Annotated in this window: 12 protein-coding genes; all 12 read right to left on the minus strand. The window is 51.9% G+C overall.

Annotation, left to right across the window (positions count from 1 at the left end; genetic code table 11):
* The 12 genes from wecB to hisC all read right to left on the minus strand — a co-directional run bounded on the left by wecB (window position 1) and on the right by hisC (window position 15,018).
* Entirely contained in the window at window positions 1-1,131 is a 1,131-nt protein-coding gene (gene wecB, locus BKX96_RS11990) for a non-hydrolyzing UDP-N-acetylglucosamine 2-epimerase (RefSeq protein ID WP_046819439.1), read from the minus strand.
* Between the two features lie 175 nt (window positions 1,132-1,306).
* Window positions 1,307-2,425, minus strand: a complete 1,119-nt coding sequence (gene wbjC, locus BKX96_RS11995; protein ID WP_077184014.1) for a UDP-2-acetamido-2,6-beta-L-arabino-hexul-4-ose reductase — start codon at window positions 2,423-2,425, stop codon at window positions 1,307-1,309.
* A 4-nt stretch (window positions 2,426-2,429) separates the two neighbouring features.
* Complete coding sequence (locus tag BKX96_RS12000; RefSeq protein WP_077184511.1) at window positions 2,430-3,464, minus strand: polysaccharide biosynthesis protein; 1,035 nt, start codon at window positions 3,462-3,464, stop codon at window positions 2,430-2,432.
* 2 nt (window positions 3,465-3,466) lie between these two features.
* Window positions 3,467-4,672, minus strand: a complete 1,206-nt coding sequence (locus tag BKX96_RS31870; protein ID WP_082240489.1) for a glycosyltransferase — start codon at window positions 4,670-4,672, stop codon at window positions 3,467-3,469.
* Between the two features lie 151 nt (window positions 4,673-4,823).
* Window positions 4,824-6,251 (minus strand): hypothetical protein, encoded by a 1,428-nt coding sequence (locus BKX96_RS12010; RefSeq protein ID WP_077184016.1) that lies wholly within the window; start codon window positions 6,249-6,251, stop codon window positions 4,824-4,826.
* 147 nt (window positions 6,252-6,398) lie between these two features.
* Window positions 6,399-7,829 carry a polysaccharide biosynthesis protein gene (locus BKX96_RS12015; protein ID WP_143512426.1) on the minus strand — a complete coding sequence of 477 codons (1,431 nt, stop codon included), beginning with the start codon at window positions 7,827-7,829 and terminating at the stop codon, window positions 6,399-6,401.
* A gap of 412 nt (window positions 7,830-8,241) precedes the next feature.
* A complete protein-coding gene (gene ihfB / locus BKX96_RS12025) occupies window positions 8,242-8,541 on the minus strand; it encodes an integration host factor subunit beta (RefSeq protein ID WP_046819433.1) in 300 nt (99 codons plus the stop codon).
* A gap of 131 nt (window positions 8,542-8,672) precedes the next feature.
* A complete protein-coding gene (locus tag BKX96_RS12030; protein ID WP_046819432.1) occupies window positions 8,673-8,951 on the minus strand; it encodes a lipoprotein in 279 nt (92 codons plus the stop codon).
* A gap of 215 nt (window positions 8,952-9,166) precedes the next feature.
* The gene (gene rpsA, locus BKX96_RS12035; protein ID WP_046819431.1) at window positions 9,167-10,864 is read right to left on the minus strand and encodes a 30S ribosomal protein S1; all 1,698 of its coding nucleotides are present in this window, start codon (window positions 10,862-10,864) and stop codon (window positions 9,167-9,169) included.
* Between the two features lie 119 nt (window positions 10,865-10,983).
* Window positions 10,984-11,673, minus strand: a complete 690-nt coding sequence (gene cmk, locus BKX96_RS12040) for a (d)CMP kinase (protein WP_046819430.1) — start codon at window positions 11,671-11,673, stop codon at window positions 10,984-10,986.
* On the minus strand, window positions 11,670-13,877 hold the full coding sequence (locus tag BKX96_RS12045; RefSeq protein WP_256721547.1) for a bifunctional prephenate dehydrogenase/3-phosphoshikimate 1-carboxyvinyltransferase: 2,208 nt from the start codon (window positions 13,875-13,877) through the stop codon (window positions 11,670-11,672). The genes cmk and BKX96_RS12045 overlap by 4 nt, the downstream gene beginning before the upstream one ends.
* A gap of 28 nt (window positions 13,878-13,905) precedes the next feature.
* Complete coding sequence (gene hisC, locus BKX96_RS12050; protein WP_077184018.1) at window positions 13,906-15,018, minus strand: histidinol-phosphate transaminase; 1,113 nt, start codon at window positions 15,016-15,018, stop codon at window positions 13,906-13,908.
* Between the last annotated feature and the right edge of the window lie 8 nt (window positions 15,019-15,026).

The raw sequence follows: 15,026 nt of genomic DNA on the forward strand, positions 1-15,026 counted from the left end.
TTAGTACCTTCTCCATACGGTGCGCATGACATAGTCTCGATAGCTGTGGATGATTCGCACTACTTTCTCAGCTACATTCGGCATACTGTAGTCACCTACGAGACGCAATGTACGATCCTGGTCACGACCCTGCCCCTCGAGCACCTGCAGCCCCTGCATCACACGCTCAGCTTCAAGGCCAACCATCATTACTGCGGCTTCCTCCATACCCTCCGGACGCTCATGCGCTTCGCGAATATTCAAAGCCGGGAAGTTAAGAATCGACGATTCTTCATTGATTGTTCCACTGTCGGAAAGGACCGCCTTAGCATCAAGCTGCAACTTATTGTAATCTTTGAAGCCCAACGGCTTGAGCAAGCGAACATTGTCGTGGAATTTGACCCCCATGGCGTCGACCCGTTTCTGGGTACGCGGATGGGTTGAGACAATTACAGGATAGCCATAATGTTCGGCAACTGTATTTAGTGCTTCGACCAATTTTGCGAAGTTTGTATCGGAGTCAATATTCTCTTCGCGGTGAGCACTCACAACGAAAAACTTGCCTTTTTCCAATCCAAGACGGGTTAGAACGTCCGATGCGTCGATACCTCCGCGATAATAATTGAGCACTTCAAACATCGGGCTGCCGGTCTTGATTACCATATCGGGAGAAAGCCCTTCCCGAAGCAGGTAATCACGCGCAATCGTACTGTACGTCAGGTTGATATCTGCGGTGTGATCAACGATGCGACGATTGATCTCTTCAGGAACGCGCATATCGAAACAACGGTTACCCGCCTCCATATGGAAGGTAGGTATCTTGCGACGCTTGGCAGGAATGACCGCCATGCAGCTGTTAGTATCCCCCAGGACCAACAAGGCTTCTGGTTCAATTTCTGCCAGTACACGGTCCACGCTAATGATCACATTACCGATAGTCTCTGCACCGGTAGCACCCGCCGCGTTGAGAAAATGATCAGGTTTACGGATGCCCAAGTCTTGAAAGAATATCTCATTGAGTTCGTAGTCGTAATTCTGACCCGTGTGAACAAGTACATGATCACAATATTGGTCCAGAGCAGCCATTACGCGCGAGAGACGAATAATTTCTGGGCGGGTGCCCACTACGGTCACGACTTTCAATTTTTTCATTTTTTAAGCGTCACATTCAAAAGTGATAGAAAACATCAGTAACACGCGTCGCTTGAGCCAACTAACCGAAGCCGATTTCCCATGCTACGGAGCGGCTGTGGCGAAGCTTGCGAGCGCATCCTGACTTCCGGCAGATGAGCTCTCTGCACCGCACCAGCAGAGAGCACTGCCTTTCTTATTCAGGTGCTGCTACTGGACGTGCGTACGTATCTGGCAATTCGCGATTAAAAATCTCGTTTGCCCAGAGCATCACGATCATCTCATCGGCACCCACATTGGTGATGTCGTGCGTCCATCCCGGTACAGTTTCTACAATTTCCGGTTTCTCACCCGTGGTGAAACACTCGTAAAATTCTCCTGAGACAATATGACGGAAACCAAAGCGCGCCTTGCCTTTGATCACTAAAAATTTCTCAGTTTTCGAGTGATGGTAATGACCACCGCGCGTCACACCAGGATGAGCAGTGAAATATGAGAACTGCCCACTATCGGGCGTCTTGAGCATTTCAACGAATACCCCCCTCGGATCCCCATACTTGGGAACCTCGTAAGTGAATTGATCCGTTGTCAAATAACTGACATACGTCGAGTAAAGCGCTCGCACCAAGCCCGTGCCGACTGCCTCAGTGATCAACGTATCGCGGCTGTCGCGAAACGCCTTCAACTGGTTTGCCAGCGCCCCGACACTAATATTGTATTGCGGCTCGACAGTTACAAAACGCTCATTCGGCAGCTGCCCGTCCATCGCGGCAATGAAGTACTTAATGACATCATCTATATAGACAAGCGTAATGTTCGCGTTAGGATCGTTCACCTGAATTTGCAAGCCATGGACAGTATTATGGCAAAATGTTGCTACGGCAGAGTTATAGTTTGGACGAGCCCACTTTCCGAACACATTTGGCAGTCTGAAGACATACACTTTTGTACCGTGACTGTCCGCCAACTCGTTCAACGCCGCCTCTGCACCACGCTTGCTGCATCCGTAGGGGTTGTCCAGCTCGGCTTGACTGGAAGAAGTATAAAGTACCGATACAGGCTTGCTGCATCCGGCTACGGCATCACAAAGTGCGCGAGTCAGATCTGTGTTGCCTTCCTTGAATTCCTCAGGATCCTGTGGACGATTTACTCCCGCCAAGTGGAACACGAAATCTACTTCGGCGACCAATTTTGGAAGATGCGCAATATCATCTTGACGAGTGAAACGCAGGACTTCGACATCACTGCGTTCGCTCAATTGCGCTATCAGGTTCTTGCCAACAAATCCGTTGGAACCGGTAACCAGCACTTTCATCGTGTCACTCCTCAGGCGTGGCATGTTCGCCACGTTGAATCGCGCGCATGAAATCAAGCTTGAGGAGGAGTTGTTTCATGCCTTCTACATCCAGCCTTTCAGTATTATGAGAGTTATAATCCTCAGTACGAGAGATTTTCTCTTCGCCTTGCTCTACGAATTTTGCGTAATTCAGGTCGCGCAAATCAGGTGGAACGCGGTAGTAGTCGCCACGATCTTCCGCACAGGCCATTTCCTCTCTGCTTAACAGGGCTTCGTACAGCTTTTCACCATGACGAGTACCGATAACTTGAATCGGGTGCTCGGGCAGGTTGAGCATTTGCGTCAGTGCCTTAGCAAGCACTTCGACAGTTGCTGCAGGTGCTTTCTGCACAAACAAATCACCATTATTGCCATGCTCAAACGCGTACAAAACGAGATCCACTGCATCCGCGAGCGTCATCATGAAACGCGTCATGTTCGGATCAGTCAGCGTGAGCGACTTGCCTTCACGAATTTGTTGAATAAACAGTGGTATTACCGAGCCTCGCGATGCCATTACGTTGCCATAACGGGTACCACAAATTACTGTTTTATCATCGTCGGCACCGCGTGACTTTGCCACCATGACTTTTTCCATCATCGCCTTGGAAATACCCATTGCGTTGATTGGATATACTGCCTTGTCCGTACTGAGACAAACTACACGCTTGACTCCATTCAAAATGGAAGCCTCAAGTACATTTTCCGTACCCATGACGTTAGTTTTTACAGCCTCCATTGGATGAAACTCACACGAAGGCACTTGCTTTAAGGCGGCAGCATGGAAAATATAATCAACGCCGCGAGTCGCATTTAGAACGCTTTGATAATCGCGCACATCACCAATATAAAATTTCAGTTTTGAGTTTGCGTAAATTTTACGCATATCATCCTGTTTCTTTTCATCCCGGCTAAAAATACGAATTTCAGCGATGTCGGTATTTAGAAAACGCTTCAGTACAGCATTACCGAAAGAACCAGTCCCGCCGGTGATCAACAGTTTTTTTCCGCTAAAAATAGTCAATTTTGTGTCTCCATAAAATCTAAAATTTTTCGTCCGACGGCAACGCTAGTTTTATTCTTCAAAAGCCAAATCCTACCACAAGCCGCCTTTTTGAACAAAAATTGTCGATCAACTGCGCAAAAAGCTTTCAAAGCGGTACAAATGCCTTCCGAAGAGGGGTCTTCTATGGCGTTCAAGAACTCGAAATACTCATCGGGAATGCCAGATAGACGCGTAGTGAGAACTGGAACTCCGCTTGCCATGTATTCTATCAACTTTGAAGGAAAGGAATAGCGCGTGTATTTGAGTTGGGGATTTCTGCTCATGATCAGGAAAGAGGCGCTGGATTGGATGACCTCAACCTCTTTAGCACTTAGAAACCCTAGATACTTGATCGACGAATGGAGGGCCGCCATTTCCTTTAAATAGGGCTCCAACTCACCACGGCCACACAACCAAAGCTCATAATCAACATTAGCCTGGATAAACCCTTCCACCAATTCAACTATTCCATAGGCCCTACTAAGCCCCCCCGCATAAAAAATAATCTTTTTATGCTGCTCAGGAGAAACATTTTCGGATACGGATGCAGCGGCATTATTAGACATACCCTCGAGCACAAGGTAGGGCTTGCTAGCCCATCTCTGACTGTCCAAGACCATGTACTTACTGGCCACAAATACACCTGAACATTTACAAATGAGACTATCGATTATTCGAGCATCTATCCTTTTCAACGCTCGCATAACAAAAGATCTATCCATACCCATATCCATATAAACAGGAAGATCAGGGATATAAATAAAAAATGGGACACCGTAAATCTTACGAATTAAATAAGCAGCTAGCAAATTTGGGGTATGAGCAGCGTAAACACAAACCACACTCATCCCATCTTTTCGAAGCTTCAATAGACTATATAGTGCACCCAGGAAGCGACTTGCAAACTTTGCCAACGGCAAATTGAGCAATGCAGTTATAGTGTGACGCTCCTCATTATTTGCCGTCGACGCCTTTGGAAAGTACACTCTTTTATTCCGAGGATATGTCGAAACCGCAATACTCGCCACGGTATTTACAGTATCTCCATCAAAGCGTAAAGCCTCAAGAAATCTACCCTCAAGCTTGTATGCTGCTATTTGAGGAAATGGATCTCCTTTTGAATACTTCTCGAAGTATTCATCACCAACATGGAATCCAACCGAGACTATTTTTTTATTCATTTCCGCCTTCTAAACTTACCAGACGAATAAAACACTTATTAGCCTGCTGCAAAATACCAACCTTCCTATCGTATGCTGTGATAATAACAAATGATAAGAAGGCTCGCCTCGCGTGCCGATTCCCGGTCACACGAGACCCTTTGGCAATAGCCTACTGAACCTTTAGATCATGTTTCCGCGACCCCAATCGATGACTCACTGCTCGCCATACACCGAACAAAATTAACACAAGCAAGGTCCAGAAGACGCCATGATCATAGAAAATCGGGCCCTCGCCAGGTAGCTGTGAAAAATGATAGCCGGCAATAGCGCCTGTTATCGCGAGAGAACCAATAGTTGCACTTGCACCCAGTGGAAGAGAAGCAAAAACCGCTAGAACAATCGAGGCACAAAGCAACCCGATTACAGCCAACGGCCATCCTCCCAATGCGTATGCCGTGATTTGTACAGCCGCGGGCGCTGTTCCCCGACCCTTGAATTGATCGTCAAATATTCGGCCATAAATATAGGTGCTCGGCCTACATGGCTGACCAATTCTAGCTTGAGCCAGTACCCCCCCGCATACCGCGCCTTCCTTGGTAAACACCTGATAATAGTAGGGATAAATAATGGCCATTCTGTTAACAACGTTAAACATTAACATTGGCGCGTTATAAGCTGCAGCCCCACCTACATTGACTACGTTTTCAATTACACCAGAATCCCTAGCGACTTGAGTTTTGTTGGAAGCTGAACCCATGGAACTGTCCGTTGGAGCCTTGCTATCGGTTTGGACCGAAGGAAGCTTACTCTCAGCTTGGGCCGGTGTGTTTTCTACCATCTGACTCGGCGCCGCGAGCCTGAATACAAAAGCAGAAATCAGAAAATACATTAATATAAGCAACACGCCGCCGATAATGGTCTTGAAATAAGCATATTTTTTGGCATACACAAAAATCGCCAAGACTAAACCAGCGTAAAATATAAGAATTGGCCACTTCATATTCAGCATTGTCAGAAACAAGGACATCAAAGCCGCATTAGCGACAGTGGCAAAAAGCCAAAACTTTCCTTTTCCCTTCATCCATCTAACTAAAGAATATATGGATAAATAGTGAAGTACAGACATAAGCACAGCAAGGGGCGCAAAGCCTAGCTGATCCCGAATCTGAAAACGCGCGAGTACGGACGAAACCGCATCTGTTCCGGCCAAGAACAATGAAAACGCATCAGCTTTTACCAGTGAATACACAACGAAAGCATAGGCAACAGAAATAATGAACAAATATTCGGCGATTGAAAAATCGGCAACATATTCTGCCAATCTCGAAATCATTCCACCGAACATTTTTTTAATCACGAACACGAGAACTGGGGTGAGCAGAAAGGGCAAAGCCAACAACAACCAATATCCGGGAGTAAAGAGTGTCTCAAAGCCGAGAATTCTCGCAGTGTAGCCATCCCTCTCCAGCAGCGCCCTGCCAAAAGGGAGCCAATAAATTATATTACCTAGCACTACCGTAAAAAAGTAGGCAACCAAAAATATAACCGGAGCCAAATTCCTAGAAAGCCATACTCTAAGATTCTCAAGAACAACCATCCCCAATGCTTCCTACCAGAAATATCCAATAAATTCCCTTGCCACGACGCAGAAAATAGCAACGCTATTTATTTCTGCGACCAGGCAATCCATGCCTATTTCAAAACCATCAAATCAACGCTTATCCCGTTACCACCATCCTACCCATCAAAGAGTTGCCTTCATAAACTCAGCCCATCGGACTCCCTTCCAGAGTGAAACAAGTGAAACTATTGAAAATCCTACCAGCCAACAAATCGACCGTTCCCACCAAATAAAAGAAGAAAACCCACTCTGTAAACCTTGATAAAAAACGCTCCCGATGACAAACGCCAACAATGACACTATTAGAGGAACTGTAAAACTTCGATAGAGATCAAGTCGCTTATACATACTACCAACAACAAACACGAAATAAATTAACTGCGCCAGTAACACACCCAAGGATATCCCAAACAGCCCCCAGAACCTTCCCCCTACCCAGGCGAAGCAAATGGACGTAAGCGCTGACAGCAGTGAAAGACCAGCCAGCAGCTTCATCTTACGATGCACCTCAAGTCGCTTCTGAAAATAAACAGCCGCGCTATTCAAGAAAACTCCAGCAAACGCAAAAAAAATAGTAATACTGGACGCACCTATTTCTTTTCCTGTAATTCTTTCAAAAAAATCAAATCCGACAAAATACAGAACGCTCCACAAGAGCGAAAACACAATAATCAAAAAACTCGAAGAGCTTTCAATCATTTTTATTGCAAACACTCCCTCTCTAAATTTCTTTATAACAAAAGGATGAACCATCATCAGCAGAGGCATACTAAGCAAACCAGCGCCCCCCACAAACAAATCCTTTAACGATAAGTACGAATCACCGTGAGCAGTGTCGTAATATTCAATTGCAAGCCTATCCGCCCCCGCCATTACCAACATGCCAAGAATCCAGGGAGATAACGCAGCACCGTATTGATAGAGCAAACTCAAATGCTTTTTAAGCAATCCAATATCGGCAAACGGATTGCATACACCAGAAACTCGAAAAATGGAATACAGCATAAACAAGCCTGCAAAAAAATAACCTGCGATTGATGCCAACAACGCGTATCGGAAGTTAACTTCTATTAATCGAAAAAAAAGCATAACCAATACAATCTGAGCTAAACTTTGCAACACAACAGCAACAAGCTGCTGCTTCACCAGAAATCCAGCCTGACATACGGACGAAAGGAAAAAAAACAGGACCTGACTAAAACAAAGCAACCATACATAGATAAATACGTTGCTTCCGACAATAAAACTATTTGATATGATTGCCGACAAACTTGAGGCAACAGGAGCGATCAGCAAAATCACACACACACAATTAGAAACAAACCTTTTTTTATCTTCAACACCAGAATAATAATAAATAAATGAATTACCAACCCAGCCTGCACACAACTGAGCAGCAACCAATGAACAAAACAAACCTACTGAGTAACTGACGTACTGCCCTTCCGGAAACGATTTATACAGAAAAAAAACCAAAAAAATACCCGAAACAGCGGGTACCATTTTTACAGGCACATAAAGCAATAGCTTTTGAAGAAAAATATTGATATTCATTTATTATTATTCATCTCTTTTCTTCTTTACGCAAAACATGATTACACTTATAAAAAACAGATCATCATTTAATTTGTCGAGCCAATGACCACAGCCCTTATGAATCAACAGCCACGAATGCTAGCTGGCAGGCTCCGACACCGGGACAATGCGTCGAATCAGATTGTATGCCGTTGTCGCTTACGCATTACACGTGAATACAACCCACCAACAAGTGGACCGATCAACATTCCGCCCAACCACGCCGCTATCACAGTATACGCCACTGGTAGTTTTGGTAGTGACCAACCAAAAAATGACAAGGAGACATCCTGCTGATTTTCCAGCACGAACGCCAGGACACAGAGTAGCAGCATCGAAACCACTACCACGAAGACTACGCGCCTGAGTCTATACATAACTAATTCCTTGCCTATTCAAACTCACCCTCCTCCTCCTCATTCACCCGATCCCGCAATTCCTTCCCCGGCTTGAAATGCGGTACAAACTTGCCATCCAGGCTAACCGATTGACCGGTCTTCGGATTACGCCCTACGCGCGGTGCGCGGTAGTGCAGTGAGAAGCTGCCAAACCCGCGGATCTCGATACGATCGCCGGTTGCCAGGCATTGTGACATTTGCTCGAGCATGGTCTTGATGGCCAGCTCCACATCCTTGGATGAGAGCAGCCCTTGATGGGTGACAATTCGTTCGATCAACTCCGACTTCGTCATAATTTTCCCTTCTTTTTCAAGCAGCTAGATCAGCGCTTTAAAGGTTTTAGCATGCCCTGACAAATTTGAACAGCCCCATCCTGTACCGTGTTTTTTTCTACTCCGGGCGCTGCATTGCCCTGCCCGCCCACTCACTTGCAGATAACCAGCATCGTCCGCGTAACCAGGCCCGCAGGATTGAAACCGAAGAAGAACTCTTCCTCTTCCTTGGCGTCATCGGACCTCGCCAGGACTTTGTAGCCAGCACCCTTGCATTCCTTGGCTGCGCGCTTTTGACACCTCTCCCAGCTCGACCCCAGCCCTGAGCAATCGATCTCGATGCCACTGACCCCACGCACGGCATGCGTTTTCGCACCAGTGGCACAACCCGCCAATGCCAGCACTGCCATGACGATCACGAGCCTTTTCATTCACATCCTTATGCCAGGCACACAGCCTGAGCGTCGATTACCCCAAGCTAAGACTAGCTGCAAATAAGCGATTGATCCTGCTAAAGAAACAGACAGTTTTGGCCGGCCAATGTTTCGCGGCTTTGGCGCAGAAGATTCAGGCCCCGGGATGCAGGCCAAATTTCGGATACAAAAAAGGGCGACCGAAGTCGCCCTTTTTTACAGAAAGTCAGAACTTAGTTCTGTTTTTCCGCTTGTGCAGCACGCAGCAGGTCACCCAGGGTGGTGGCTACTGGAGCATCCGAACCAGCTTGCGGCTTGTCGCGCAGGCTTTGGATGGCTTCTTTCTCTTCTTCAACGTCTTTCGACTTGATCGAGAGCTGGATTACGCGGCTCTTGCGATCAACGCTGATGATCTTGGCTTCTACTTCTTCGCCTTCTTTCAGAACGTTGCGCGCGTCTTCAACGCGGTCACGGCTGATTTCGGAGGCTTTCAGAGTCGCTTCGATATCGTCGGCCAGAGTGATGATGGCGCCTTTGGCGTCAACTTCTTTCACGATGCCCTTAACGATTGCGCCTTTGTCGTTCTCTTGAACGTACTCGGAGAACGGATCGCTTTCCAGTTGCTTGATGCCCAGGGAGATGCGCTCGCGCTCTGGGTCAACCGACAGGATAACGGTGTCCAGCTCGTCGCCCTTCTTGAAACGACGAACAGCTTCTTCGCCAACTTCGTTCCAGGAGATGTCGGACAGGTGAACCAGGCCGTCGATGCCGCCGTCCAGACCAATGAAGATACCGAAATCGGTGATCGACTTGATGGTGCCGGAGATTTTATCGCCCTTGTTGAACTGGCCAGAGAAATCTTCCCATGGGTTAGATTTGCACTGCTTGATGCCCAGGGAGATACGACGACGCTCTTCGTCGATGTCCAGAACCATAACTTCCACTTCGTCGCCGACTTGTACGACTTTCGAAGGGTGGATGTTCTTGTTGGTCCAGTCCATTTCGGAAACGTGTACCAGGCCTTCAACGCCTTCTTCCAGCTCAGCGAAGCAGCCGTAGTCGGTCAGGTTGGTTACACGCGCGGTAACGCGAGTGCTTTCTGGGTAACGGGCTTTGATAGCAACCCATGGATCTTCGCCCAGTTGCTTCAGGCCCAGGGAAACACGATTGCGTTCGCGATCGTACTTCAGAACCTTGACATCGATCTCGTCGCCAACGTTGACGATTTCGGAAGGATGCTTGATACGCTTCCAAGCCATGTCGGTAATGTGCAGCAGGCCATCGACGCCACCCAGATCGACGAATGCGCCGTAATCGGTGAGGTTCTTGACGATACCTTTGACTTGTTGGCCTTCCTGCAGGGATTCCAGCAGAGCTTCGCGCTCGGCGGAGTTCTCGGCTTCCAGGACGCTACGACGGGAAACGACAACGTTGTTGCGCTTCTGGTCCAGCTTGATGACCTTGAATTCCAGCTCTTTGCCTTCCAGGTGCGTGGTGTCGCGCACTGGACGGACGTCAACCAGAGAACCTGGCAGGAACGCACGGATGCCGTTAACGTCGACAGTGAAGCCGCCTTTAACCTTACCGTTGATAACGCCCTTGACCACTTCTTCGGCTGCGAAGGCAGCTTCCAGAACAATCCAGCATTCAGCGCGCTTGGCTTTTTCACGGGACAGCTTGGTTTCGCCAAAGCCGTCTTCTACCGAGTCCAGCGCAACGTGAACTTCGTCACCGACGTTGATAGTCAGGTCGCCAGCGTCGTTGTAGAACTGCTCAAGCGGGATGAGTGCTTCAGACTTCAGGCCAGCGTGAACGGTTACCCAGCGAGCTTGGTAATCGATATCAACGATAACACCGGTGATGATGGAGCCTGCCTGAAGGTTCAGGGTTTTTAGGCTTTCTTCAAAGAGTTCCGCAAAGCTTTCGCTCATTTTAATTCCTGTTGATGAGGGCGAAGAATACGCCCATCTCCACACCCCAGACGGTGTGGGTTAGTTTCATTAAGAAGAAGCGCCACAGGACTATGACTGGTCCCCTGCGGCCTTCTTGGTCACCCGGCGATATCGCGAATGGCGATCTCGCTCATGATGCGTTCCAGCACCTGGTCGATGGATAATTCCGTGGAATCCAGCTGTATGGCGTCAGCCGCCGGCTTGAGCGGGGCTACCGCTCGCTGGGTGTCACGCTCATCGCGCGCACGTATCTCATCTAGCAGACTCGACAGACTAACACCCTCGACTTTGCCCTTCAACTGCAAATATCGACGACGCGCCCTTTCCTCGGCGCTGGCGGTCAGGAAAATCTTCAGCGGAGCATCCGGAAATACCACGGTGCCCATGTCGCGACCATCCGCCACCAGGCCCGGCGCTTCCTGGAAAGCGCGCTGGCGCTGCAGCAGCGCCTCACGCACCGCGGGCAATGCAGCCACTTGCGAGGCACCCGAGCCGACGCTTTCGGTACGGATCACATCGCTGACTTCATCCCCTTCCAGGATGATGCGCTGCAGCTGGCCTTCGGTCGCCGCGATGAACTGCACATCCAGATGAGCGGCCAGTTTCTTCAGCAGCTCTTCATTGGTCAGGTCGACGCCGTGGTTGTGCGCGGCGAAGGCCAGCAGGCGATACAGCGCACCGGAATCCAGCAGGTTCCAGCCCAGGCGCCTGGCCAGGATCCCGGCTATGGTGCCTTTGCCCGAGCCGCTTGGCCCATCGATGGTGATGACCGGTGCAATGCTCTTCACGACTCAGCCTCTTGCGCAACGCGGATACCGACCTGCGCGCACAGCGCGAGGAAGTTGGGGAACGAGGTAGCGACGTTGGCGCAGTCGTGGATGCGGATCGGCGCGGTGGCGCGCAGCGAGGCAACGCTGAAGGCCATGGCAATCCGGTGGTCGCCGTGACCATGCACTTCACCGCCACCGATCGAGCCGCCATCGATGATGATGCCATCCGGGGTCGGCTCACACTTGACGCCAAGTGCCAGCAAGCCATCGGCCATGACCTGGATCCGGTCCGACTCCTTGACCCGCAGCTCTTCGGCGCCGCGCAGGACGGTACGCCCTTCGGCGCAGGCAGCGGCAACGAACAGCACCGGGAATTCGTCGATTGCCAACGGCACCAGCGCCTCGGGAATCTCGATACCTTTTAGTTTAGCTGCCCGAACGCGCAGGTCAGCCACCGGCTCGCCGCCAACTTCACGCTGGTTTTCCAGGGTGATGTCAGCGCCCATCAGGCGCAGGATGTCGATCACGCCGGTGCGGGTCGGGTTGATGCCGACATGCTCCAGCACCAGCTCCGAGCCTTCGGCGATCGATGCGGCCACCAGGAAGAACGCCGACGACGAGATGTCGCCCGGTACTTCGATGTGGGTCGCGGTCAGCTTGCTGCCGGACTCGACCGATGCGGTGGCACCGTTGACGCTGACCGGGTAGCCGAAGCCGCGCAACATGCGCTCGGTGTGGTCGCGAGTCGGTGCAGGCTCGGTCACGGTGGTCTTGCCTTCGGCGTACAGACCCGCCAGCAGCAGGCAGGATTTAACCTGGGCACTGGCCATCGGCATGGTGTAGGTCAGACCCTTGAGCTTGTTGCCACCGCGAATGGTCATCGGCGGACGGCCTTCAGCGGCGGTCTCGATCACGGCGCCCATTTCACGCAGCGGATTGGCCACGCGATTCATCGGACGCTTGGACAGCGAAGCGTCGCCAGTCAGGGTGCTGTCGAAGTCCTGCGCGGCCAGCAGGCCGGACAACAGGCGCATCGACGTACCGGAGTTACCCAGGTAGATCGGGCCCGGCGCGGGTTTCAGGCCATGCAGGCCAACACCGTGAATGGTCACCCGACCATGGTGCGGGCCTTCGATGACCACGCCCATGTCACGGAACGCCTGCAAGGTCGCCAGGGCGTCTTCGCCCTCGAGGAAACCTTCGACTTCGGTGACGCCTTCGGCCAGGGAGCCCAGCATGATCGAACGGTGGGAAATCGACTTGTCACCTGGTACGCGAATCCGACCGGACAGGCGGCCACCAGGTTGAGCCAGGAAAATCAGATCGTTGGAATTCATAGCGTCCACATAGGCCCGACGGGCCAGGATTTTACTGAAATGCTCGCGGGCAACCCGGGCGCGAGTGAAAACGCCCAACAATTGGTGCCCATCCCCTGCATCGACCGCGTCGCGCAAGGCGTCGAGGTCGCTGCGAAATGTATCGAGTGTGCGCAGGACAGCTTCGCGGTTAGCGAGGAAGATGTCATGCCACATCACCGGGTCGCTCCCGGCGATTCTTGTGAAATCGCGGAAACCGCCCGCAGCGTAACGGAAGATCTCAAGGTTTTCATTGCGCTTGGCCAGCGAATCGACCAGGCCGAATGCCAGCAAGTGCGGCAGATGACTGGTGGCCGCCAGTACTTCGTCGTGGCGTTCGACCTGCATGTGCTCGACATCGGCGCCCAGCTCGCGCCACAGGCGATCGACCACGACTAAGGCCTGCGGATCGGTCTGCTCCAGCGGCGTCAGGATCACTTTATGGCGACGGAACAGTTCGGCATTGGAGGCTTCCACCCCGCTCTGCTCGGAACCGGCGATCGGGTGGCCCGGCACGAAACGCGCCGGCATGCCACCAAAGGCTTCGGCCGCCGCCCGCACGACATTGCCCTTGGCGCTGCCAACGTCTGTCAGGATCGCTTGCCCCAGATCCATGCCGGCCAAACGGCCGAGCATTTTTTCCATGGCGAGGATCGGCACTGCCAGTTGGATCACGTCCGCGCCCTGGCAAGCGAGCGCCAGGTCATCTTCGCAGCGATCCACCACGCCCAGTTCAACCGCCAGCTTGCGCGACTGCGGGTCAAGATCGACCCCGACCACTTCGCGGCACAGGCCACTTTCGCGCAAACCCTTGGCAAACGAACCGCCGATCAAACCCAGGCCGACCACCACCAGGCGACCGATCATGGGCTCAGCAGATTGCACTGTAGTGACATCAACCACGGGCCAGAACCTTGGCCAGCGCCTCGAGGAAGCGGTTGTTTTCCGCCGGCAGACCGATGGTCACGCGCAAGTGGTTCGGCATGCCGTAGTTGGCCACCGGACGCACGATCACGCCTTCACGCAACAGCCCCTGGAACACCGGCGCTGCAACCTGGCCGAGGTCCACGCAAAGGAAGTTGCCTTTGGACGGAATCCAGCCCAGTCCCAGGTCACGGAAACCCGCTTCCAGTTGCTGCATGCCCGACTCGTTCAAACGTCGGCTTTCCGCCAGGTATTCGGCGTCCTGCAGCGCAGCGCAAGCAGCGGCCAGGGCCAGGCTGTTGACGTTGAACGGCTGGCGCACGCGGTTCAGCACATCGGCGACCACGGCGGTGGACAAACCATAACCCACGCGCAAGGCCGCCAGGCCGTAGGCCTTGGAGAAGGTGCGCGACACCAGCAGGTTCGGGTAAGCCGCCAGGAAGTCCAGGCCGTCCGGCAAGTCGCTGCCTTCGGCGTATTCGATGTAGGCCTCGTCCAGCACGACCAACACGTGCTCCGGCACGTCCTGGAGGAATTCGTCCAGCGCCTCGGTATCGAACCAGGTCCCGGTCGGGTTGTTCGGGTTGGCGATGAAGACCACGCGGGTATTGGCGTCGATGGCCGCGAGCATCGCGGGCAGGTCATGCCCCCAGTCCTTGGCCGGAATCACCTTGGCCTGGGCGCCGACGGCCTGGGTCACGATCGGGTAGACCGCAAACGCATGCTCGCTGAACACCGCATTCAGGCCCGGCGCCAGGTAGGCGCGGGCGACCAGCTCCAGGATGTCGTTGGAACCATTGCCCAACGTCACCTGACTCAGCTCGACGCGGCACTGCTCGGCCAGCAGGGTCTTGAGTGCAAAGCCGTTACCGTCCGGATAACGAGTCAGCTCAGCCAACTCTTCACGGATGGCCGCCAGTGCCTTGGGACTGGCGCCCAGCGGGTTTTCGTTGCTCGCCAGCTTGACGATGCTGGCCGGATCGAGATCCAGCTCACGTGCCAGTTCGTCCACGGGCTTGCCCGGAACGTATGGCGAAAGTTGTTGCACGCCCGGCTGTGCCAGAGCGAGGAAATTGCCACTCATTTGCTACC

It is taken from the genome of Pseudomonas putida (assembly GCF_001976065.1).
Taxonomy (GTDB): Bacteria; Pseudomonadota; Gammaproteobacteria; order Pseudomonadales; family Pseudomonadaceae; genus Aquipseudomonas; species Aquipseudomonas serbica.

Excerpts from the sequence above, each read along its gene's own strand:
- wecB (WP_046819439.1), bottom strand. The coding sequence starts at position 1,131 with ATGAAAAAATTGAAAGTCGTGACCGTAGTGGGCACCCGCCCAGAAATT.
- wbjC (WP_077184014.1), bottom strand. The coding sequence starts at position 2,425 with ATGAAAGTGCTGGTTACCGGTTCCAACGGATTTGTTGGCAAGAACCTG.
- BKX96_RS31870 (WP_082240489.1), bottom strand. The coding sequence starts at position 4,672 with ATGAATAAAAAAATAGTCTCGGTTGGATTCCATGTTGGTGATGAATAC.
- BKX96_RS12010 (WP_077184016.1), bottom strand. The coding sequence starts at position 6,251 with ATGGTTGTTCTTGAGAATCTTAGAGTATGGCTTTCTAGGAATTTGGCT.
- BKX96_RS12015 (WP_143512426.1), bottom strand. The coding sequence starts at position 7,829 with ATGAATATCAATATTTTTCTTCAAAAGCTATTGCTTTATGTGCCTGTA.
- ihfB (WP_046819433.1), bottom strand. The coding sequence starts at position 8,541 with ATGACGAAGTCGGAGTTGATCGAACGAATTGTCACCCATCAAGGGCTG.
- BKX96_RS12030 (WP_046819432.1), bottom strand. The coding sequence starts at position 8,951 with ATGAAAAGGCTCGTGATCGTCATGGCAGTGCTGGCATTGGCGGGTTGT.
- rpsA (WP_046819431.1), bottom strand. The coding sequence starts at position 10,864 with ATGAGCGAAAGCTTTGCGGAACTCTTTGAAGAAAGCCTAAAAACCCTG.
- BKX96_RS12045 (WP_256721547.1), bottom strand. The coding sequence starts at position 13,877 with ATGATCGGTCGCCTGGTGGTGGTCGGCCTGGGTTTGATCGGCGGTTCG.
- hisC (WP_077184018.1), bottom strand. The coding sequence starts at position 15,018 with ATGAGTGGCAATTTCCTCGCTCTGGCACAGCCGGGCGTGCAACAACTT.